38 protein-coding genes are annotated in these 16,380 nt (G+C 66.9%); 36 read left to right on the forward strand and 2 right to left on the reverse strand.

The annotated features are described in order from the left end of the window. Positions 1–49: 49 nt before the first annotated feature. From ACTHNC_RS13945 to ACTHNC_RS14040, 20 genes are all read left to right on the forward strand, one after another. Entirely contained in the window at positions 50–253 is a 204-nt protein-coding gene (locus ACTHNC_RS13945; RefSeq protein WP_440295210.1) for a type II toxin-antitoxin system Phd/YefM family antitoxin, read from the forward strand. Then, on the forward strand, positions 250–606 hold the full coding sequence (locus tag ACTHNC_RS13950) for an HNH endonuclease signature motif containing protein (RefSeq protein ID WP_440295211.1): 357 nt from the start codon (positions 250–252) through the stop codon (positions 604–606). Before ACTHNC_RS13945 ends, ACTHNC_RS13950 begins: the two co-directional genes overlap by 4 nt. 67 nt (positions 607–673) lie before the next feature. After that, positions 674–1,234, forward strand: a complete 561-nt coding sequence (locus tag ACTHNC_RS13955; RefSeq protein WP_440295212.1) for a hypothetical protein — start codon at positions 674–676, stop codon at positions 1,232–1,234. Then, positions 1,231–1,689, forward strand: coding sequence for a hypothetical protein (locus ACTHNC_RS13960; RefSeq protein WP_440295213.1), 459 nt, complete (start codon positions 1,231–1,233; stop codon positions 1,687–1,689). The genes ACTHNC_RS13955 and ACTHNC_RS13960 overlap by 4 nt, the downstream gene beginning before the upstream one ends. Before the next feature lie 606 nt (positions 1,690–2,295). Next, complete coding sequence (locus ACTHNC_RS13965) at positions 2,296–2,466, forward strand: hypothetical protein (RefSeq protein ID WP_440295214.1); 171 nt, start codon at positions 2,296–2,298, stop codon at positions 2,464–2,466. Continuing rightward, entirely contained in the window at positions 2,456–2,635 is a 180-nt protein-coding gene (locus tag ACTHNC_RS13970; protein ID WP_440295215.1) for a hypothetical protein, read from the forward strand. The genes ACTHNC_RS13965 and ACTHNC_RS13970 overlap by 11 nt, the downstream gene beginning before the upstream one ends. After that, positions 2,635–2,883: a hypothetical protein gene (locus ACTHNC_RS13975; RefSeq protein WP_440295216.1), complete on the forward strand. Its 249-nt coding sequence runs from the start codon at positions 2,635–2,637 to the stop codon at positions 2,881–2,883. Before ACTHNC_RS13970 ends, ACTHNC_RS13975 begins: the two co-directional genes overlap by 1 nt. Further along, positions 2,880–3,032, forward strand: a complete 153-nt coding sequence (locus ACTHNC_RS13980; RefSeq protein WP_440295217.1) for a hypothetical protein — start codon at positions 2,880–2,882, stop codon at positions 3,030–3,032. Before ACTHNC_RS13975 ends, ACTHNC_RS13980 begins: the two co-directional genes overlap by 4 nt. Further along, complete coding sequence (locus tag ACTHNC_RS13985) at positions 3,029–3,256, forward strand: hypothetical protein (RefSeq protein ID WP_440295218.1); 228 nt, start codon at positions 3,029–3,031, stop codon at positions 3,254–3,256. The genes ACTHNC_RS13980 and ACTHNC_RS13985 overlap by 4 nt, the downstream gene beginning before the upstream one ends. 11 nt (positions 3,257–3,267) lie before the next feature. Further along, on the forward strand, positions 3,268–3,411 hold the full coding sequence (locus ACTHNC_RS13990) for a hypothetical protein (RefSeq protein WP_440295219.1): 144 nt from the start codon (positions 3,268–3,270) through the stop codon (positions 3,409–3,411). Continuing rightward, a complete protein-coding gene (locus ACTHNC_RS13995; protein ID WP_440295220.1) occupies positions 3,408–3,581 on the forward strand; it encodes a hypothetical protein in 174 nt (57 codons plus the stop codon). The genes ACTHNC_RS13990 and ACTHNC_RS13995 overlap by 4 nt, the downstream gene beginning before the upstream one ends. A gap of 25 nt (positions 3,582–3,606) precedes the next feature. Continuing rightward, positions 3,607–4,002: a hypothetical protein gene (locus ACTHNC_RS14000; RefSeq protein ID WP_440295221.1), complete on the forward strand. Its 396-nt coding sequence runs from the start codon at positions 3,607–3,609 to the stop codon at positions 4,000–4,002. Further along, the gene (locus ACTHNC_RS14005; protein ID WP_440295222.1) at positions 4,002–4,292 is read left to right on the forward strand and encodes a hypothetical protein; all 291 of its coding nucleotides are present in this window, start codon (positions 4,002–4,004) and stop codon (positions 4,290–4,292) included. Before ACTHNC_RS14000 ends, ACTHNC_RS14005 begins: the two co-directional genes overlap by 1 nt. Before the next feature lie 13 nt (positions 4,293–4,305). Further along, complete coding sequence (locus ACTHNC_RS14010; protein WP_440295223.1) at positions 4,306–4,896, forward strand: hypothetical protein; 591 nt, start codon at positions 4,306–4,308, stop codon at positions 4,894–4,896. After that, positions 4,893–5,108 (forward strand): hypothetical protein, encoded by a 216-nt coding sequence (locus ACTHNC_RS14015; RefSeq protein WP_440295224.1) that lies wholly within the window; start codon positions 4,893–4,895, stop codon positions 5,106–5,108. The genes ACTHNC_RS14010 and ACTHNC_RS14015 overlap by 4 nt, the downstream gene beginning before the upstream one ends. Before the next feature lie 86 nt (positions 5,109–5,194). After that, positions 5,195–6,301 carry a hypothetical protein gene (locus ACTHNC_RS14020; protein ID WP_440295225.1) on the forward strand — a complete coding sequence of 369 codons (1,107 nt, stop codon included), beginning with the start codon at positions 5,195–5,197 and terminating at the stop codon, positions 6,299–6,301. Positions 6,302–6,514: 213 nt separating this feature from the next. Beyond that, the gene (locus ACTHNC_RS14025) at positions 6,515–6,790 is read left to right on the forward strand and encodes a hypothetical protein (protein ID WP_440295226.1); all 276 of its coding nucleotides are present in this window, start codon (positions 6,515–6,517) and stop codon (positions 6,788–6,790) included. Then, the gene (locus ACTHNC_RS14030; protein ID WP_440295227.1) at positions 6,787–7,065 is read left to right on the forward strand and encodes a hypothetical protein; all 279 of its coding nucleotides are present in this window, start codon (positions 6,787–6,789) and stop codon (positions 7,063–7,065) included. The genes ACTHNC_RS14025 and ACTHNC_RS14030 overlap by 4 nt, the downstream gene beginning before the upstream one ends. Then, positions 7,065–8,036: an HNH endonuclease signature motif containing protein gene (locus ACTHNC_RS14035; RefSeq protein ID WP_440295228.1), complete on the forward strand. Its 972-nt coding sequence runs from the start codon at positions 7,065–7,067 to the stop codon at positions 8,034–8,036. Before ACTHNC_RS14030 ends, ACTHNC_RS14035 begins: the two co-directional genes overlap by 1 nt. Then, positions 8,033–8,350 (forward strand): hypothetical protein, encoded by a 318-nt coding sequence (locus ACTHNC_RS14040; protein ID WP_440295229.1) that lies wholly within the window; start codon positions 8,033–8,035, stop codon positions 8,348–8,350. The genes ACTHNC_RS14035 and ACTHNC_RS14040 overlap by 4 nt, the downstream gene beginning before the upstream one ends. 364 nt (positions 8,351–8,714) lie before the next feature. Here the strand turns inward: ACTHNC_RS14040 and ACTHNC_RS14045 are convergent, their stop codons facing one another. Together ACTHNC_RS14045 and ACTHNC_RS14050 are read right to left on the reverse strand one after the other, a co-directional pair. After that, positions 8,715–8,882 carry a hypothetical protein gene (locus tag ACTHNC_RS14045; RefSeq protein ID WP_440295230.1) on the reverse strand — a complete coding sequence of 56 codons (168 nt, stop codon included), beginning with the start codon at positions 8,880–8,882 and terminating at the stop codon, positions 8,715–8,717. A gap of 24 nt (positions 8,883–8,906) precedes the next feature. Beyond that, positions 8,907–9,131: a helix-turn-helix domain-containing protein gene (locus ACTHNC_RS14050; RefSeq protein ID WP_440295231.1), complete on the reverse strand. Its 225-nt coding sequence runs from the start codon at positions 9,129–9,131 to the stop codon at positions 8,907–8,909. Between the two features lie 155 nt (positions 9,132–9,286). On the opposite strand from ACTHNC_RS14050, the gene ACTHNC_RS14055 reads away from it, so the two are divergent. The 16 genes from ACTHNC_RS14055 to ACTHNC_RS14130 all read left to right on the forward strand — a co-directional run. After that, the gene (locus ACTHNC_RS14055) at positions 9,287–9,550 is read left to right on the forward strand and encodes a hypothetical protein (protein WP_440295232.1); all 264 of its coding nucleotides are present in this window, start codon (positions 9,287–9,289) and stop codon (positions 9,548–9,550) included. Further along, on the forward strand, positions 9,543–9,878 hold the full coding sequence (locus tag ACTHNC_RS14060) for a hypothetical protein (protein ID WP_440295233.1): 336 nt from the start codon (positions 9,543–9,545) through the stop codon (positions 9,876–9,878). The genes ACTHNC_RS14055 and ACTHNC_RS14060 overlap by 8 nt, the downstream gene beginning before the upstream one ends. After that, the gene (locus tag ACTHNC_RS14065; protein ID WP_440295234.1) at positions 9,875–10,084 is read left to right on the forward strand and encodes a hypothetical protein; all 210 of its coding nucleotides are present in this window, start codon (positions 9,875–9,877) and stop codon (positions 10,082–10,084) included. Before ACTHNC_RS14060 ends, ACTHNC_RS14065 begins: the two co-directional genes overlap by 4 nt. A 375-nt stretch (positions 10,085–10,459) precedes the next feature. Next, a complete protein-coding gene (locus ACTHNC_RS14070; protein WP_440295235.1) occupies positions 10,460–10,780 on the forward strand; it encodes a hypothetical protein in 321 nt (106 codons plus the stop codon). Continuing rightward, the gene (locus tag ACTHNC_RS14075; protein WP_440295236.1) at positions 10,773–10,943 is read left to right on the forward strand and encodes a hypothetical protein; all 171 of its coding nucleotides are present in this window, start codon (positions 10,773–10,775) and stop codon (positions 10,941–10,943) included. Before ACTHNC_RS14070 ends, ACTHNC_RS14075 begins: the two co-directional genes overlap by 8 nt. 74 nt (positions 10,944–11,017) lie before the next feature. Beyond that, on the forward strand, positions 11,018–11,863 hold the full coding sequence (locus ACTHNC_RS14080; protein WP_440295237.1) for a DUF1376 domain-containing protein: 846 nt from the start codon (positions 11,018–11,020) through the stop codon (positions 11,861–11,863). 14 nt (positions 11,864–11,877) lie between these two features. Further along, positions 11,878–12,891 (forward strand): DnaB-like helicase C-terminal domain-containing protein, encoded by a 1,014-nt coding sequence (locus ACTHNC_RS14085; RefSeq protein WP_440295238.1) that lies wholly within the window; start codon positions 11,878–11,880, stop codon positions 12,889–12,891. Positions 12,892–13,187: 296 nt separating this feature from the next. Then, positions 13,188–13,433 carry a hypothetical protein gene (locus ACTHNC_RS14090; RefSeq protein WP_440295239.1) on the forward strand — a complete coding sequence of 82 codons (246 nt, stop codon included), beginning with the start codon at positions 13,188–13,190 and terminating at the stop codon, positions 13,431–13,433. Positions 13,434–13,545: 112 nt separating this feature from the next. Further along, complete coding sequence (locus tag ACTHNC_RS14095) at positions 13,546–13,797, forward strand: hypothetical protein (RefSeq protein ID WP_440295240.1); 252 nt, start codon at positions 13,546–13,548, stop codon at positions 13,795–13,797. Next, positions 13,794–14,246 carry a hypothetical protein gene (locus ACTHNC_RS14100; protein ID WP_440295241.1) on the forward strand — a complete coding sequence of 151 codons (453 nt, stop codon included), beginning with the start codon at positions 13,794–13,796 and terminating at the stop codon, positions 14,244–14,246. Before ACTHNC_RS14095 ends, ACTHNC_RS14100 begins: the two co-directional genes overlap by 4 nt. Beyond that, positions 14,233–14,610 (forward strand): hypothetical protein, encoded by a 378-nt coding sequence (locus tag ACTHNC_RS14105; protein ID WP_440295242.1) that lies wholly within the window; start codon positions 14,233–14,235, stop codon positions 14,608–14,610. The genes ACTHNC_RS14100 and ACTHNC_RS14105 overlap by 14 nt, the downstream gene beginning before the upstream one ends. Further along, complete coding sequence (locus tag ACTHNC_RS14110) at positions 14,607–14,861, forward strand: DUF6527 family protein (RefSeq protein WP_440295243.1); 255 nt, start codon at positions 14,607–14,609, stop codon at positions 14,859–14,861. The genes ACTHNC_RS14105 and ACTHNC_RS14110 overlap by 4 nt, the downstream gene beginning before the upstream one ends. Beyond that, entirely contained in the window at positions 14,858–15,040 is a 183-nt protein-coding gene (locus ACTHNC_RS14115; RefSeq protein WP_440295244.1) for a hypothetical protein, read from the forward strand. Before ACTHNC_RS14110 ends, ACTHNC_RS14115 begins: the two co-directional genes overlap by 4 nt. Positions 15,041–15,150: 110 nt before the next feature. Beyond that, a complete protein-coding gene (locus tag ACTHNC_RS14120) occupies positions 15,151–15,462 on the forward strand; it encodes a hypothetical protein (protein WP_440295245.1) in 312 nt (103 codons plus the stop codon). After that, entirely contained in the window at positions 15,455–15,775 is a 321-nt protein-coding gene (locus tag ACTHNC_RS14125; RefSeq protein ID WP_440295246.1) for a hypothetical protein, read from the forward strand. Before ACTHNC_RS14120 ends, ACTHNC_RS14125 begins: the two co-directional genes overlap by 8 nt. Next, the coding region (locus tag ACTHNC_RS14130; RefSeq protein ID WP_440295247.1) for a hypothetical protein at positions 15,768–16,380 on the forward strand (613 nt) is incomplete at its 3' end. The genes ACTHNC_RS14125 and ACTHNC_RS14130, both read left to right, overlap by 8 nt.

Consider the following 16,380-nt stretch of genomic DNA (forward strand, 5'->3'; position numbering starts at 1 on the left):
AAGCGTCCCAAGGCTACCAGAACTTACAAACCGCAAGTGACCGGAGACGATGCCCAATAACCGCAGCGAGCGCAAGGCGTCTGAGCCGTCCACCGTCGTGGAAGTCTCGGCGCAACAGGCCCGCGACAACCTCGCGGAGATGCTGAACCGTGCGGAGTACGGCGGCGAGCGCATCAGGATCGTGCGGCACGGAAAGGCAGTTGCTGCCCTGATCGGCCTTGCCGACTTCGCGCGACTGAACGAGGCCGCATGAGCAAGCGCACGGGAGCCAATGCCGGTCACCAACTCCGGCGCGAGGATGTGAGCGCACAGGACGAACGGCGTTTCTGGCGGATGGTAGAGATGACGGATGGGTGCTGGTACTGGCGCGGGGCTGAGCTGGGCGAGTACGGCACGTTTCAACTCCGCGCCGCCCGCCGTCACGAGCGCGCCCATAAGGTCTCTGCTGCTCTCGCCTACGGCGAAGTGCCCAAGGGCGCGGTGGTCATGCACAGTTGCGACGAGCCGTCGTGCGTGCGCCCCGCACACCTCTCGGTCGGAACGCAGAAGGAGAACGTGTTGGACTGCATCAAGAAGCAGCGTCACCGGAAGCAGCGCGCCGCGTAACAGCGGCGAGTAGTTGGTGGGCCAGTAGGCATTTCCATGTAGGCCAATCTCAACCACGGGTGCAGCCGTGCAAACCACACAGGAACGCAGCCGAACGGCGAGCGAAGAGCTCGCGGATGAACGCACCAAGTCGTTGTTGAACGCCCGTGACGCGATCCCTCCTGCGGCCAACGGGCTGACCCGGCGAGCCAGTTCCGCGCGGGTCGTCTACCTCCGCAACCAAATCGGCGCGCACAAGATGCAGCCCATCCACACCCTCCTCGCCATCATCGAGGACGACTTCGCCTCCGGCGTCCCGCTCTCCGAGCATGTCGCCTGGATCGACCAGTTGCGGGCGGACGTCGAGGTCATGGCGATCCGTGCCCACGCGAAGCGCCACGAGCAGCCCACGCCGCTCGTGCTCGTGCGCGAGGTGATGAAGGAGACGACGTGCGAGAGCCGAGCGAATCCGGCGCAGGAGCGCGTCTTGGTCGAGCCCACCAACCTCGCCGCGCTGGAGTCCTTCGCACAGAAGGGGACGCAGCATCACGCGCAGTTGGGGACGGTGCTTCGGCTCGTCCGCCAGCAGATCGCGCTCGTGAAGGGCGACGCCCAGCGCCGCATCTACGGGGCGGGGAGGGCGTCGTGAGCGAATACCGCTGCAATACCGAAGGTTGCTCCATCGGGGACTGCGACAACTGTCTCGCTGTCGCTGAACTGCGCGCCGCGCTGGAGGTCGAAACGCGCGACGCAAAGCGGTATCGGGCGCTCCACCCGTATTTGCGTGGCTGCATGGGCTACGATGAGCGCGGGCACGTTCTCATCCTCGGGCCGCGCAGTATCCCGACCGGCGTGCAGGATTCCGGCTGGACGGGTGAACTGATCGACGCGGCAGCAGACTACGCGGTCGCGGTGAAAGAGGGTGACGCCGCATTCGTCGCCGCTGCGCTAGAAACTAGCGCACAGACTGCATCCACTCCGGTACACAACCACGGGCCGTCCGAAGGACCGGGGCTGGCCTGCCGCGAGCGCATGATCGGCGGGCGCCTCGTCGGGGACTGTCTCGCCGCCGTCCGTTCCCCTCGCACGGAGGCCGTCCAATGATCGCCCCCATGCGAGACGGGCTGGCCCGTGCCGTAGCACAGACACAGCCCGACGGTGGGGACGCCGTGCAGGGCATCGCCGCACCGTGGACGGAAGATAGTCAATTGGACCGCCTCCGCGAAGTGGACGGGAACGCCACGCGGGGGGACCACGAGTGTGCCGACTTCGGCTGTCGGGACTATTGGGCGCTGGCCCCCGAGGACGTCCCGGCCCTGCTGTACGGAGGCGAGCCTCGGTGGACGGTCCTCTCGCTCTGCCTCCACTGCATGGGGGCGATGAGTCAGGCGGGGTGGCTCTTTCAGGCGACCACGCGAATCAACGACGCCTACGTCGTGGCCGAGATCATCGGGGGCGTGGGAGGCCAGCGATGAGCGACGAACGCTGCATCTACCCTGCGCCCGCCGACGCAACGCCGACGAATGGGCATTACAGCCCCGTGTGGGGATCGCCCGCGAACTTCCATCTGCACCGAGCAGAGAACGTCTCGCCGTGGGCAGAGTGCCGTGCGTGCGGTGTCCAGCGGCGATTCCACGGCGAGAAGGGTCGCGCGGAAATGAATCACTGGTTCGTGCCGCCCCGGAGGTCCACATGAGCCGCTTCCGCCGCATGAGTCCCGACGAAGTGGACGACTGGTACGAGCTGGAGCAGGACCGCGAGTGGGACCGGCAGGACCGGCTCCTCGAAGCCCAGCACGACGCCGACACGCTGGCCCATGTGGCGCGGGTGTCCGGGGCCGGGAAGGATGGACTAGAGGAGGTGGTGAGCCATGAGGATTGAGGAACGCGACCTGATCGAGCGCGGCCCGACGGCGGACGAACTGGCCGAGGAAATCCGCCTGTACGAGCTGTGGCAGCAGAAGCAGGAGGAAGACGCGGAGATGCACCGGCACACCGTGCGCTGGCGTTTCCGCTACCTGTCCACGTCTGACGAACCGAAGGTGGCCTAATGGACGAAATCGCAGATATCACGATGGGCTGTTTCGCCGTGCTGTTCGTGCTCGGGGTCGCGCTGCTGCTGACGTGGCTCGTTGCCGATTCGGTGCAGAGTTACCGCGCCTTCGATGCGATTGCCGCGTGCCAGACGCAGCGCATGGAGCCGGTGCGTCGCAACCTCTCCACGAAGGTTGTGTGCGTGCCGATCAACACGCGGCAGGACACGACGACGGTCAACGTCAACACGAGGGCGGACCGGTGATCTACTTCTTCTTCTGGCTGCTGTGCGTGTGCCTCGCGTTCGCGGCGGGCTATCGCGTCGGCTTCAATGACGCCGAATACGTGCAGCGCACCTTCGCTGGTTTCGATCGCGCCGTGCTCAGTCTCCGTGCGCGGGGGTTCCGTCGATGACCCGCCCCTTCGACTACGTGGCGTGGGCGGATCGGGTGAACGAGGAGGCTCACACGCGCTCCATCTTCCCGCCCGCCTACCCGAGCCAGACCGCGCTCCGGCTCTACGAGGCCCATGAGCGGGAGATCGCGGCGAGCAAGGCCGCGCTCTGTTCCGCCCCGCGGTGCCCGTGGTGCGGCGTGCTGACGAACGGGGAACCCCATTGCCGGGAGCGACTGCCATGACGGTGCCACGGATGGACGGGGAGCGCGAGAGTGCGGACGCGCTCTGGATTCAGATCAAGGTGAAGCTCGCCATGCGGCGCATGTACGAGGCCGAAGTCTCGCGGCTCAATTCGGAGATCATGGCCCTCAACGAACACGCGGGACGGACGATATGAGCGACCAGACGACGCAGGACACGATGACCGCCGAGCAGCGGGCGGCGTGGCACGAGCTCCAGCGCGGGGATCTCCGGGCCATTCAACGGCGGCTCATCCGCCTGGGACTGGACGTCACGATCCCGAAGTCCACGACGATCCGCGGCAGCACGAACACCGATACCGAGTAGCACCTACCTCTACGAGAGACCTACGATGACTACGACCGAACCACTGTGCCCGAAGTGTCAGGGACCGATGTGGGACAACCGCGAGACGAAGAAGAACCCGAAGGCGCCGGACTACAAGTGCCGTGACAAGGCGTGCGACGGCGTGATCTGGCCCCCGAAGGGCAACGCGGCCCCGCGTGCTGCGGCTCCGGCTCCGGTGAAGGCCGCGTACAGCAGCGGCCCGCACATCCCGGCCATCGACGACGAGCACCCCGCGCTCCCGCACGAGAAGTTGGACACGATTTTCGCCACCTACCACATCTGCTTCCGACAGGCCCACAAGGAAGCGAGCGAGGTATTCGGGAAGGATGTTGCGGACGGCACTGTGGCCGCGATGAGCGCCACGCTCCTGATCGCCGCGCAGAAGGCGGGGGTGTGCTGATGAGCTACGTGACGAAGGACGGCGAGTGCATTCAATGGGACGAGAACGACCCCGCCTCCTTGGAGTCCTGGTTCGGCAACTACGGACACGCCGAGCACTTCCGCAAGGTGGTGCTCGCGTCGTGCCGTGAAGCCGAACGCGCCAAGGCCGTCGCCGCCGAAGCCAAGGTAACGGAGGCGAGACTGGACGACCTCGCCCGGACGTCAGACGCCTACGTGGAGTACCTGATCACCACACTCCGTGGCCGGGCACTCCGTGAGCGCAACGTGCTCGCCTCGGCGGGCTACTGAGGGAGACCGAGCGATGACAGAGCAGAGCGTTTTGGGGAAAACCGGGAACGATCAACAGCAAGAACCGGAGCCCTTTCGGGAGGCCATGTTGCGCCCCACTGAAGCACTCGTGCGGCAAGCACAGGCAGAACTGTCCCGCCTCTGCGCCGGGCGTCACGGCATGACGGAGAGCGGGCTGGCCGGGAAGGACTGGACGATGAGTGTGCCGGTGAACGGGCGCGACAGCGACGTAATCTTCGCCTCGGTCATCGAACGATGCGCGCAACTGGATGTCACGCTCACGGAATCCCGCGCATGGCTCGCCAACGCGGACGACCAACTGAGTACGGTGCAGCGCGTCGCGGACGAACACCTGCGCGGCAAGATCAAGGGCGCCAAACGCGACGCGACGATCACGCTCCCGCTGACCGACCTCCTACTCATCACCTGCGCGGCGGCATCGGCACAACAGGATGTCCGCGCAGCCGTGTCACCGCCGCTCCCGCTCAATGGCGAGGAGCAGATGGCTGCCGAGTTGAGCACACTGGAAGCGTCGGCGTTCGCCATCCTGCAACAGCGTGCCGAAGAATGTTGCGCGCCCACCGACGCGGAGGCCACCCCGTGACGGACACCCCCCGCATCGAGCCGCGCCCGCACTGGTTCGACAACGACGTGCTGACCGCGGACGAGATGCGCGAAGCCCTGCGGCTCTCCGAGCGCCAGTGGTCCCGTGTCGCGCCGACGCTCCCCGTCTCCTATCACCTGGGCAAGCAGACGCCCCGCTACGTGTACGGCGAAGTGGTCGCCGTCCTCAAGCGCACCGGAGCCGCGGCATGACGCGCCCCACGAAGCGGTATAAGTCCAGCGCGGGGAAGGGGGGCTCCTACATGCTGGACCGGCGCACCCCGTTCGGTCGGCTCCGCATGGCCTCCGGCCTCACCAACGCCGCGCAGTTCCGCGTGCTGAACGACGGGATCACGGCGCTGCTCACGACGCCGGATGGACAGGCGGTGGTCAAGGCGCTCATCGCCGGGACGCTCAAGCCGTTCGCTGTCTTTCAGGCCATTCGGTCCAACGACATCGCATCCCTCGCCGTCGGTCCCACCGGACGGCCCTTGCTCGCTGCCGTGCGGCAGTGGCGGGAGGACGAGCGGGGGTCGGTCGCCAGGCGGACGTATGAGGTGCGGGGCGAGCTCGTGACGCACCTCGCGCGCATCGTGAATGAAGGGACGCCGATTGCGGCCCTGCCGGACACGCTCCGCACGCTCAAGAAGTCGCTGCCCGCCCGGTCGTTCAACCTCGATCTGGCCTATGCGTCGGCCTTTGCCCGCGACGTGTTCGGGAAGCGGAGCACGCTCTACCTGGACGTGCGGGACATCGAGCCCAAGAAGGTGACGACGCAGCCCGAGCGCCGCCCGCTGACGCCGGACGACGTGCTGACCTTGGCCGCGACGTTCGACCGGATCTGGAAGGGCCGTCACGGCTCACGGGGTGACGAGGTGCTGGCGATGGTGCTGACCGGCATGGGGCCGACCGAGTATTGGGGCCAGTGGTCGGTGCGCCCTACCCACGTCCACATCGACGGGACGAAGCGGGCCGGGCGGGTCAGGGACGTGCCGAAGCTCTTTCCCTCAGTCCTCTACGACCGGGAGACGTTGCCGCGTCCCACGATCACGCCGACCTCATTCGCCCGCGCGTTGACGATTGCGCGGGTGGCGACGGGGATCGACTGCACGCCATACGACCTGCGGCGCACGTTCGGCAACTGGCTGGAACAGGCGGGCGTGCTCCGGTCGCGGCGGAAGCAGTACCTCGGACACGCGGTGGGGGACGTGACGGAGCGGTACGAGCGGCACGACGTGACCCGCTTTCTGCTTCAGGACGCCGAGACGGTCAAGGCCTGGCTCGCCGCCAACGTCCGCCAACAGAAAACGGCCCCGAAACCGGAGCCGTCCCCAAGTATCTCCCCAAGTGACGCCTTCGCAGACCGTGAAGTACCGCTGAACACTCCAGCCGACTTCCATAGGTGAAATGATGCGAGCTCCCCAGGTAGGACTTGAACCTACGACCCTCCGATTAACAGTCGGAGCCGGTGCCTCATCGGAGGCGCGGTCAGAGTGTGCGCCCCCGCCAACGGGCGCCACCGTCCGCCCCGGAACGCCAACACCTCCCCAAGTAGCTCCCCAAGTGGGTCGGCTCTCGGCGGTGTCGGGCACGGAGACGCTGCGCTGGGCGGGGTGCCGATGAGCCGCGCACCGGAGTTTCCGAAGCTCCCTTCGCTCGGCGGCTGGAACTACCGCGTGGTGCAGTCCGAGAAGGGCGGCGAGCTGGCGTTCGACGTGTGCGAAGTCTACTACACGACGGACGGGACGCCGGTGTTGTGGAGCGATGCCGTCGCCCCGCACGGCGAGACGCTGGAGGGGTTGCGCGCTGACCTCGCCCACTTCGCGCAAGCGTTGGAGCGCCCCGTCGTTGCGGAAGCCGAACTAAAGCGGCTGGCTGGGGAGGCGGAACGATGAGCGCGCCCCGGTATTCCGACGCCGTGCTGGAGGCGCTGGCCCGGTGGGACCGCACGCGTCGGCTGTGCAACGATGGCCGCCTGTCGTGGGAGTCCGTCGCGGAAGCGGAGCAGGGGTTGGCGTCGGCGCTGGATGACTTCTACGCCCACGCAAGCCCGCTGATCGGCGACCCCACGCGGGACGCGTTCCGGGAGTCGGCCATGCGAGCGGCGGAAGACGAGGCGCTGGAGGCCCACCGGCAGGCCATGCCCCACCGTTTCGGCGGGGTGCTCTAATGCGCCGCTTCTGGACGCCGGAGGAGGACGCGTGGCTCGTCGCGCTCTACCCGGACACCAAGACGAGTGACATCGCGTTCGCGCTGGATCGCTCCGAGCGGTCGGTCTATCAGCGCGCCGACCTGTTCGGGCTGCACAAGACGGCCGACTACCTCGCCAGCCCTGACGCGTGCCGGCTGCGCCGCGGGGACAACATCGGCGTGGCGACACGGTTCACGAAAGGACAGACGCCCGCGAACAAGGGACTGCGCCGACCGGGTTGGGCGCCGGGGCGCATGGCGGACACGCAGTTCAAGCCCGGCGTTCGGCAGGGTATTGCCCAAAAGCTCTGGAGGCCCATCGGCACGGAGCGGGTGAGCAGGGACGGCTACCTCGAGCGAAAGATCCATAGCGATCTCCCGCCCAAGGGCGCCAGCCGAGCAGAGTCGGCGCGGATCATCAACCGTCGCTGGCGGGCCGTGCATCTCCTGGTGTGGGAAGCCGCGCACGGTCCCGTCCCGCCGGGCCACGCCGTCGTGTTCAAGAACGGCGACCTGCGGGATATCCGGCTCGACAACCTTGCGCTCATCACCCGTGCGGACCTCATGCGCCGCAACTCAGTGCACAACCTCCCCGCGCCGCTGCCCCAACTGGTGCAGCTCATCGGCGCGGTCAATCGGAAGATCAACCGGAGAACGCGTCATGGCGAAGAACAAGATCGAGGACCTCAGGAACCATCTCTTTGCGACACTGGAAGGGCTGGCGGACACGGAGAACCCAATGCCGCTGGACCGGGCGAAGGCCATCGCGGACGTCGCGCGGGTCGTGGTGGAATCCGCGAAGGCGGAAGTGGCGTTCATGGAGGCGACCGGGCACCGGACAGGCACGGGATTCATCACACTCCCCGAGGAGCCGACGCCGGCACAGTTGCGGCTCGCCGCGGGACAGCGCCGGTAACGACGGACGTCGGGCTGGCCGGAGGTGCCGCATGAGGAGCGCCGCGAAGGCCCCGACGCGCCCGACGTTCCGGTGCGGACACAGCACGTCCGCCGAGAACGTCATCTACCGCCGGCAGCATCTGAACGAGTCCTACCGGGCCGAGTGCCGGCAGTGTGAGCAGGCGCAGAACCGGAAGTACTACGAGCGGGAGAAGACGAAGCAGCGCCAGCCCAAGCCGTTCATCGTCCCCCGCGGGAAGCACTACGAGGCGACGATGCGGGAGGCGAAGGCGCAGTTCGAGCGGGAGATGGCGCGACTGGCCAAGCCGTACAAGCCCACCGGCCGACCGAAGAAGGCCGCGGCATGAAGAAGTCCTGTCGGATACCGCGCAAGACGCCGCTGCGCTCGCACACGCCCATCCGTGCCCGCAATCCGAAGCGGAAGGCGAAGGCATTTGCACGCGCCTACGAGTCGGAGGCGTTCGTCCTGTTCGTGCAATCGCTCCCCTGCATCGTGCGTGGCTGTCCGCGGAAGTCCGAATGCGCGCACTTGGTGAAGGTGGACGGTGGCGCTGGACTCAAGGGGCGGGCGTCGGGCTGCGGTCCGATGTGCCCCTTCCATCACCGCGATCCCGTCCACGGGCTGCACAAGCTCGGGCCCCGGACGTTCGAGTCGCTGCACAGAATCGACCTCGCCGCGTGTGCCGAGGCCACGGCGCGGGCGTGGCGCGCTCAGGAGGACGCAGCGTGAGCCGAAACGCGCTCTATCAGCGAGGCGATGTCCGCTTGGCGGCGCATCAGCTTGTGGAAGCCGACGCCGTTGAACAGGTACTCCTGCAAATCAAGCAGGAGGTCAACGTCCGCTTTTGTGAACGCGGGCGGTTCGTCGGTTCGCTCCATCGCGGGGCTCCTGGGGTGGGCGGGTCAGCGGTCGGGCTGATCGGGGAGGTATTCCAACAGCCGGAAGGGATTCTTGACGTTGAACGCTCGCGCCAACCGCTGAAGCGTGACCGTGTCGATCTCCTTCACGTTGCCCTTCTTCTGGAGCTTGTAGATCGCGCTCGGCGTCATGTCGGCGCGGTGGGCCAGCTCGTAGCCGGACCACCCCTTCTTCTCCAGCAATTCGTTGATGCGCCAGCGGATCGCCATGCCGGAAGTATGGCGACGACGGACAGGCTTGCCAATAGCGGACAGGGTGTTAGATTCCATCCTGTCCACAAATTTAGCGACATCCCGGACAATAGCAAGAGGGCGCGATGAGGCTGAGTATTGGCGGTCCGCCGCGGCTGACGAGGAGAAGACCAATGGCTGAGACACCGAACGGACTACGCGATAAGGCAACGGACCTCTCGTGGATGCTCCCGACCGGCCACCCGATCTCGCCCGCTGATTCCAACCCCAGCGCCGATCCCTACGCGGCACTCCGCGCGCTGGCGTCATGGCCTGACGCCAACACATCGCACTATCGCTGGTGGTACCAGAGCGACACGGCCGAGCTGCGCGCGCTCCTCGCCGAACGGGATGCGCTCGTCGCGGAGAAGCCCGCTGCGGAGGGGTCGCATGACTGAAACATCTCCCGAGCGGCAGTATGGCCGCGAAGACGTGGATTACACCACGTGGTACAGCGAGTGGGCGCGCAGGCTCGCCAAGCAGCATACGGCGGATGAGATCCGCTCGCTGCTCGGGCAAGCGGGGGCGGACGTCGCTCGCGCGGCAGCGTCACACGGGCGCGCAATTGCGGCGACGACATCCATGACCAGCCAGTCACAGCGCCGCGCTCAGACGCGTAACGTGGTCGCCGCGACGGGAGAATACCGCATCGCACTCCGCGGTGCGCTGGAGATTCACGAACTGTTTCCAGAGCACGCCAAGGCGATCACGGGCGGTGCCGCATGAGCGCCGCCGATACAGCGGGTGTGTGCTCGCGCTGCCAGCAGCCGATTGCCGGCTTCGCGCCGCCGTGTGATGGCGTGACGGCGGGCTACTACCTCGCCTCCGCGTTCCCGCGCTACGCGAACGAGGGCGACGTCTACATCTGCGACGCGTGCATGTGGCGCGACCCGCTCTACATCCTCGACCACGGGAGAATCGGCAATGATTGAGATGTCCGACCTTCCTCCTGAGGCACGAGCGGAGCTGGAGGAGTTCGCGGATCACCTGCGCCAGCATCACGAAGTCACACAACCGACTTGTCGCTTCTGCCTTCTCCGTATGTCACGCAAGCCCTCTCCCCATACCTGAGGTAACGACAATGCACATCACTGACGCCACCGTGTTCTACGGACCGCATCCCTGCGCCCGGTGCGGCATGCCCATCGTGAAGTCATCGAAGGAGTCGGGCGGTTTGGAGTTCGACCAGCCGGGGCCGGAGCCGGTTTATCCGAACACGACGTGGCACACCCACCGCTGCCGAGGCGACGCGGATGCGCCCCCCTCCCCCCATGCCTGAGACCCGCGAGATGACCGAGACGCTTTCAATGGCTGAGCGAGCAAGTCGATTCCACACGCATCAGGACGCGTGCGAGTTCTTCGGCGTGCCCCGCTACTCGCCGCGCCCTGACTACCTGCCCTACGCCGTGCAAGCGACCGTGATCGAGGTCTACGTCAACGGCGCCCGCAAGGTCGTGTGGGGCGGCGGGATGCGCTGCGGTCAGTGCAACTACGGCGTGGACGTGAAGCCGGGCGAGCCGGGCGTGATCGGCCCGCATGGACAGACCACCGACGCTGATCGTCTGCGGTGCCCCAAGTGTGGGTACGACGGGTCGGCGGCCCCCCGCCTGAGACCCGCCAATGAGTGAGACGCGCACGTACACGGAAGCCGAAGTGCTCGACCTCATGTGGTGGGCGCTCGCGCCGTTCGCCTTCGACTACTCGCCCTCCGTCGCGTTCGAGGAGGAGCGGAAGGCGTATCACCGCGAGCGGTTCCGCCGCGAGCTGGATCGCCGGAGGCAGTCTCCATGACCGGACTCGTACCGCTAAGTGCCATCGTTCCCGGCGTTTACGCCGCCCTCCTGGCCCTGCTGGAGCACCGCTGAATGAAGTCCCCTGCTTTTCAGTTCTATCCCGACGACTTCCTCGGTTCGGGCAAGGTGGGCACGATGACGACTGATGAAGTCGGCGCGTACACACTGCTTTTGTGCCTGGAATGGAACGAAACCGGATTCGTTTTCGATGAGGAAGAACTCGCGCGCTGGTGCAGGATGTCACGCGCGAAGTTCCGCAAGGCGTGGCAGCGCGTCTCTCGCTGCTTCGAGGAGCGGGACGGGCGTATGTATAACCCCCGCTTGCAGAAGGAGCGCGACAAGCAAGCCGAATGGCGCGAGAAATCCGCCAAGGGTGGCCGCGCCAGCGCACAAGCAAAGGCCAAGGGTGGTGCAAGGGTGGTTGAAGCACCCTTGGTACCAAACGCCAACACTCCAGTCTCCAGTCTCCAGTCTCCGGTAACAGAGAGTGTTCCGCCGTCTCCGGCGGCGCTCTCTCCAACCGCGACGGAGCCCGACGCCTCCTCCCCCGTGGCGCCCGCTGTTGCCGTGCCCCGCACGAAGGGCGCAGCGCGGAAGGCGAAGCCGGCGGTCGTGTCGTGGACGGCGGAAGGGTCGGCGTGGTGGGTGGCGAACGTCGGGGACATGAACCCAGGACGGTTCGGGAAGGCGCTGTCCGCCGTGGTCGGCGTGTTCGGCTGGCCACCAGTGTTCACGGACCTGCAAAAGTGGGTGGCAGAGCAGAAGGGCGGCGAGCGCGCGGTCGTCCTGACGTGGTACGCTGATCGGGCGAGTGCGCGGCTGACGGCGAGCCCACCGCCGATGTACGACTACGAACGCATGGAGTTGACCCCCTACGGCGAGCGCATGACGCGCCCTGACGCCAAGGCGGTCGCATGAGCGGCGCCCCCTACGTGGTCGAGGTGGATCTGGCGCCCGTGCATCCCGCCGTCACGACGGCGAACCAGATCAGCGCGGCGATCACGCATCTGGACCGCCATCCCGACTCGCTGGTCCGCTGGCCGTTCCCCGATCTGGACGCCATGACGGGACCGATGGGCGAGGGCGAGGTGTGGTTCGTCCCCGCGTTCTCCGGCGGCGGCAAGACGACGTTCATCGCCAGCGCAATCGAGGCATGGCGGCAGGAAGGGAAGCGGATCTACGTGATGCCGCTCGAGCTCCAGGCGCCGCGGTTCCGCACCTACCTCGCTTGTATGCAGACGGGCACGCATCCCGGCGACGCGCTCTCCGGTGCCTTGCGCGCCGATCCGAGCCGCGCAGACGAGCGGGAGCGGCTGAAGAAGGCGCTGTTGAGCCAAGGGCATCCCGGCTACGGCGACCGCGTGATGGTGTCCGAACAGCGGGCGATCAACGTGGCGGGGCTGCAATCCGGGCTGATGGAAGCCAAGTCGTTTCAGGCGGACGTCGTGATCGTGGACCACATCGACCACATCGAGGGCGACGATGCGGCGAACCTGTACGCGGCGAGCAAACAGGTGAACCATGCGGCGCTCCGCATGGCGCAGGACAACGGGCTGCTCCTAGTGTTCACGTCGCAGCTCAACATGGAGATCGCCAAGACCGACCGGCTGGCGAAGTATCAGGCGCCGATGGTCCACCACGTCCAGTTCCCGAGCGTGAAGCTGCAAATCGCCACGGGGATGATCGGCCTGTTCCGCCCACTCCGCGCGCCACGGCCGGACGAATCGCCGGACGACTACAAGGCGGCGATCAAAGCAGCGCGGGCCGGCACCACGGACGCCCCGGACGCGCTCGAGCCGAACACGATGGGCGTGGTGGCGATGAAGCTCCGCAACTACGGGAGCCGCGAAGGGAAGCGGATCAACCTGGCGGTGGAGCACGGGAAGGTCACGCACCTCCCCGAGAAGGACCGCTACCAGACCCACTACGGCGCGAGGCAGCCATGACGCCCCGGTCCCGCTGGACGCGCTGGTGGCGCGGGGTGCTGAAGCGCCTAGGGTTGACCGGGAACCCCCGCAGGGAGTGGCTGGACCCCCGGATGCCCCGGACGCTGGATGAGTGGCGACAGAGATAGAGCAAGAGCGTTTGGGATAGACCAAGAAGTCAACCGCAAGAACCGAAGCTCCACACATCACCCACAACTCACGAGGTAGCCATGTTTGGACCGCAGAATGGATTCGCCAACGGCAGCAGCGTCTCTTACGCGTATGCGGAGAAGGATGAATGCCCGAAGGCGATCGGCGTGCTCACCGAAGCGACACAGAACGTCGAAGCCGCCGTCTCGCGCGCTGAGATTATCGGCAACCGCGTGGAGCAGATCGCTGACACGGTGTTCGGCAGCCCGCACCCGAAGGCGACCGGCACGACGAACAATGCGGCGCAGGGCGTCCACTTCAGCCAGAGCGAGTCACTGCGCTCCGCGACGCAACGCCTGTTCACCGTGCTGGATCGGCTGGAGAACGAAGTGTCGCGCCTCAACGCACTCTGACCATCAACCACGGAGCGTCCCGAGGGGCCTCGGTTCTTGCGGTTGATCCTTCTTGGTCTACCCCAAATGCCGTTGCCCTTCGGTGCGCGCCCCCTCCCGAGGAGCCGCACGAATGAGTGAAACAACGAGAAAGCCCGAAGGATACGCGGACCTCGGAGACCTCTCCGAAGACGAACGCATCACCATCATCGGGCGCACCGTCGTGGAGAGGGGCAAGACGGTGGCGGTCTGTGTGGATGACCAGCCCGCGAAGGTCGCGCGGTACATCCGGAAGATCCGTGATCGCTTCCCGACGATCGTGGTGCTCTCGCAGTCGAAAGGCCCAGCTAGGGGCATTGTCACCATCAAACTCGGACCCCAATGAGCAGCCACGACCAGGACTCCACGACGAAGACGTACACCGACGCCGAGCTGCGATACGCCGCTACCGCCCGGTGCCCCTGCGGTGCCGGACTCGCCTACCCGCTCGACGCTGGTCTGCACGGCGCGTGGGACTGTGCCGACATCCTGACGGGCCGCGCCGTACCGAGCGGGCAGGAGGGATCAGTCACGCACACCGACCGGCTCCCGTTCGCGTTCTACGAGGTCAAGAGCGAGGACCAGCCGAGCGCGCAGGGCCGCACCACGCGCCCGACGCCACTCACCGAAATGGAGACGTTGGCGCGAGAACTCAACAGCGCCGCGCGCGCCGCCGAATCCGCGTCTGATAATCTGATCAACGCGCAGATGGCCTACGAAAAGGCGAAGGCGAAGAGGGAGGACGCGCACGCGCGCTACTTCGCTGCCAAGGAGAAATCCGATGCGCCCCGGTAACCCGCCCCCGTCCGCGCGGCCCACGGGACGCGACAAGCTGCGCGTGCTGATCATGTCGCAGCGCGAGGTCGAATCGTATCGGCCGAACGCCAACGAGGCGTGCATCTCGATCACCTCGCCGGGCCAGCCGTGGGCGAACATCAGCTCGCGGTTCCGTGCGGTGCTGCGCGTGGCGTTCCACGACCTCGCCGGATTCCAGCGCGAGGATGGCTCGTACCCGGACGGCGCGGTGCAACTGAGCGAGGAGGATGCCGATCGCATCGCTGGTCGTGTTCGCGGACGGTATCGAGCGCGTCGTGAAGCGCCGCCGTTTGCGAGTGACCGCCGCCGCCCGTTCCCCTCTCACGGAGACGACCGCCGATGAGACTCGCTGACCTTCACCCGTATCTCGAAGGCACGCTGGACGGCGGCGTTGTCGTGTTGCGCTGTCCGCTCCCCGGCCATTCCCACCGCATCCGCATCCCCGTGCGTCGCGACGGATCGGGTGTCTTTGGCGGCGTTCGTTTCTGGCAGGCGTCAGGCGAGTTCCCCGACTCGCTCACGATCATGCCGAGCGTGGATGCGAGCGCGTGTCGGTGCTGGCATGGGCTCATCACCAACGGAGAGGTGCAATGACACGCGCCGCGATCCCGAAGCCGTGCGCGCACCATCCCACGCCGCTGCCCTACCTCGCCGCCTCGTTCGATGCTGATGAGCGGATCGCACGCGGCGAGGCGCAGACGCAATGCCCTGACTGCGGGCTGTGGTTCTGGCCCGACGAGCTTCGCGCCCTTCATCAACCAGCCGATGGCTGAGACGACACGCATGCTCGCTGCACTCGGACTTGGATTGCTCTGCGAGTTGCCGGGCCTCGCCGTGCTCCTCCTCGGGGCGTGGCGCTACTCACACCGAAAGGAGATTCCCCATGGCTGAGACGACGATGACCGACGGTGTATCGCTGATCGCTGCGGAGCGCGAACGCCAGATCAGCGCGGAAGGCTGGACGCCGGGCCACGACGACGAACATGCGCGAGAGCAGATGGCTCGCGCGGCGGCTTGCTACGCCCTTCCCCCCGAATACCGCGACGTGGGGCGCAGTGACGGAACGCCATTCGAGTGGCCGTGGGAACGCAAGTGGTGGAAGCCGACGCCCGATGACCGCGTGCGCGAACTGGTGAAGGCCGGTGCGCTGATCGCGGCGGAAATCGACCGGCTCCAGCGGGTGCCCAATGTCTGACGCGCCCCCCGCCCCGGCGGCAGGGACGCCGGAACAGAACGAGATCGCGCGGCTGACCCGTGTGCTGGAGATGCACCTCGCCGACGAACGGCTGCTGTCGTGGGTCGGCACCAGCGGGGACCGGATGGGGGCTGTGATGGCCGTGATGGTCGGCAAGCGCGTGTCCCTGCGCCGTGCGATTGAGATCGTGGCCGCGATCAAGCCTGAGATCCCCGCAACATCGGTCGCGCAAATCTTTGACGAGGACGAAGCCGACGAGCCGGAAGGCGTCGGTGCTGGCGCCCCGTGGGACGAGGAGACGGACAATGTCTGAGACGAGATGCTCGCGGTGTGGCGAGCCTGAGCGCAACCACGGTGACGGTGGCACCACGTTCTGCCCCCGCTACACACCGCCGGACGCGATCCCGGCGCTGATCGACGCGCTTGTCAACGCGGCCCAACGTTACCCGCGTTCGGGGGCTGTCATGACGGCACGAAGCCGGTTGGAGGCCGCGTTGCACGAGGCGTCCCCGGCGGACATCGAGGTGCTCGCGATCATCCCCCGCGAAGATGTCGAGCGGCTCGCCGACGACTTGGAGTGCAGCACCGCCCCGATCAAGAATCAGGCGGCGCGGATGCTTCGTCAGCTCCGACGCGAGCGCGACCGCTTTCTGTCGCTGTGCCGCGCCCCCGCCGCGTCGCCGCCCGCCGCCGAGCCGCGCACGCCGATCTACCGCTGCAACACCGAAGGCTGTTCCGCTGGCGATTGCGAGAACTGTCTCGCCGTGGCCGAGCTGCGCGCCGCGCTGGAGGCGGGCGAGGCGGACACGCGCTCTACGGCCGGTATGCACACGCGCTGCACCGCTGGGATGGGCCGAGGGAAGGGGAAGTGCCCCAATGCGGCCACGCACCGCGTCCCGCTCAGGCAGGTCATGCCGA

The sequence above is a fragment of the Humibacter sp. genome, assembly GCF_051954055.1.
Lineage (GTDB): Bacteria > Actinomycetota > Actinomycetes > Actinomycetales > Microbacteriaceae > Humibacter.

Excerpts from the sequence above, each read along its gene's own strand:
- ACTHNC_RS14110 (WP_440295243.1), top strand. The coding sequence starts at position 14,607 with ATGAGACTCGCTGACCTTCACCCGTATCTCGAAGGCACGCTGGACGGC.
- ACTHNC_RS14025 (WP_440295226.1), top strand. The coding sequence starts at position 6,515 with ATGAGCCGCGCACCGGAGTTTCCGAAGCTCCCTTCGCTCGGCGGCTGG.
- ACTHNC_RS14000 (WP_440295221.1), top strand. The coding sequence starts at position 3,607 with ATGACTACGACCGAACCACTGTGCCCGAAGTGTCAGGGACCGATGTGG.
- ACTHNC_RS13995 (WP_440295220.1), top strand. The coding sequence starts at position 3,408 with ATGAGCGACCAGACGACGCAGGACACGATGACCGCCGAGCAGCGGGCG.
- ACTHNC_RS14115 (WP_440295244.1), top strand. The coding sequence starts at position 14,858 with ATGACACGCGCCGCGATCCCGAAGCCGTGCGCGCACCATCCCACGCCG.
- ACTHNC_RS14030 (WP_440295227.1), top strand. The coding sequence starts at position 6,787 with ATGAGCGCGCCCCGGTATTCCGACGCCGTGCTGGAGGCGCTGGCCCGG.
- ACTHNC_RS14100 (WP_440295241.1), top strand. The coding sequence starts at position 13,794 with ATGAGCAGCCACGACCAGGACTCCACGACGAAGACGTACACCGACGCC.
- ACTHNC_RS14080 (WP_440295237.1), top strand. The coding sequence starts at position 11,018 with ATGAAGTCCCCTGCTTTTCAGTTCTATCCCGACGACTTCCTCGGTTCG.
- ACTHNC_RS14055 (WP_440295232.1), top strand. The coding sequence starts at position 9,287 with ATGGCTGAGACACCGAACGGACTACGCGATAAGGCAACGGACCTCTCG.
- ACTHNC_RS14050 (WP_440295231.1), bottom strand. The coding sequence starts at position 9,131 with ATGGCGATCCGCTGGCGCATCAACGAATTGCTGGAGAAGAAGGGGTGG.
- ACTHNC_RS14060 (WP_440295233.1), top strand. The coding sequence starts at position 9,543 with ATGACTGAAACATCTCCCGAGCGGCAGTATGGCCGCGAAGACGTGGAT.
- ACTHNC_RS14035 (WP_440295228.1), top strand. The coding sequence starts at position 7,065 with ATGCGCCGCTTCTGGACGCCGGAGGAGGACGCGTGGCTCGTCGCGCTC.
- ACTHNC_RS14010 (WP_440295223.1), top strand. The coding sequence starts at position 4,306 with ATGACAGAGCAGAGCGTTTTGGGGAAAACCGGGAACGATCAACAGCAA.
- ACTHNC_RS13975 (WP_440295216.1), top strand. The coding sequence starts at position 2,635 with ATGGACGAAATCGCAGATATCACGATGGGCTGTTTCGCCGTGCTGTTC.
- ACTHNC_RS14005 (WP_440295222.1), top strand. The coding sequence starts at position 4,002 with ATGAGCTACGTGACGAAGGACGGCGAGTGCATTCAATGGGACGAGAAC.
- ACTHNC_RS14045 (WP_440295230.1), bottom strand. The coding sequence starts at position 8,882 with ATGGAGCGAACCGACGAACCGCCCGCGTTCACAAAAGCGGACGTTGAC.
- ACTHNC_RS14125 (WP_440295246.1), top strand. The coding sequence starts at position 15,455 with ATGTCTGACGCGCCCCCCGCCCCGGCGGCAGGGACGCCGGAACAGAAC.
- ACTHNC_RS14075 (WP_440295236.1), top strand. The coding sequence starts at position 10,773 with ATGAGTGAGACGCGCACGTACACGGAAGCCGAAGTGCTCGACCTCATG.
- ACTHNC_RS13990 (WP_440295219.1), top strand. The coding sequence starts at position 3,268 with ATGGACGGGGAGCGCGAGAGTGCGGACGCGCTCTGGATTCAGATCAAG.
- ACTHNC_RS13945 (WP_440295210.1), top strand. The coding sequence starts at position 50 with ATGCCCAATAACCGCAGCGAGCGCAAGGCGTCTGAGCCGTCCACCGTC.
- ACTHNC_RS14120 (WP_440295245.1), top strand. The coding sequence starts at position 15,151 with ATGGCTGAGACGACGATGACCGACGGTGTATCGCTGATCGCTGCGGAG.
- ACTHNC_RS14095 (WP_440295240.1), top strand. The coding sequence starts at position 13,546 with ATGAGTGAAACAACGAGAAAGCCCGAAGGATACGCGGACCTCGGAGAC.
- ACTHNC_RS14070 (WP_440295235.1), top strand. The coding sequence starts at position 10,460 with ATGGCTGAGCGAGCAAGTCGATTCCACACGCATCAGGACGCGTGCGAG.
- ACTHNC_RS13970 (WP_440295215.1), top strand. The coding sequence starts at position 2,456 with ATGAGGATTGAGGAACGCGACCTGATCGAGCGCGGCCCGACGGCGGAC.
- ACTHNC_RS14040 (WP_440295229.1), top strand. The coding sequence starts at position 8,033 with ATGAGGAGCGCCGCGAAGGCCCCGACGCGCCCGACGTTCCGGTGCGGA.
- ACTHNC_RS14105 (WP_440295242.1), top strand. The coding sequence starts at position 14,233 with ATGCGCCCCGGTAACCCGCCCCCGTCCGCGCGGCCCACGGGACGCGAC.
- ACTHNC_RS13965 (WP_440295214.1), top strand. The coding sequence starts at position 2,296 with ATGAGTCCCGACGAAGTGGACGACTGGTACGAGCTGGAGCAGGACCGC.
- ACTHNC_RS14020 (WP_440295225.1), top strand. The coding sequence starts at position 5,195 with ATGGCCTCCGGCCTCACCAACGCCGCGCAGTTCCGCGTGCTGAACGAC.
- ACTHNC_RS13950 (WP_440295211.1), top strand. The coding sequence starts at position 250 with ATGAGCAAGCGCACGGGAGCCAATGCCGGTCACCAACTCCGGCGCGAG.
- ACTHNC_RS13985 (WP_440295218.1), top strand. The coding sequence starts at position 3,029 with ATGACCCGCCCCTTCGACTACGTGGCGTGGGCGGATCGGGTGAACGAG.
- ACTHNC_RS14065 (WP_440295234.1), top strand. The coding sequence starts at position 9,875 with ATGAGCGCCGCCGATACAGCGGGTGTGTGCTCGCGCTGCCAGCAGCCG.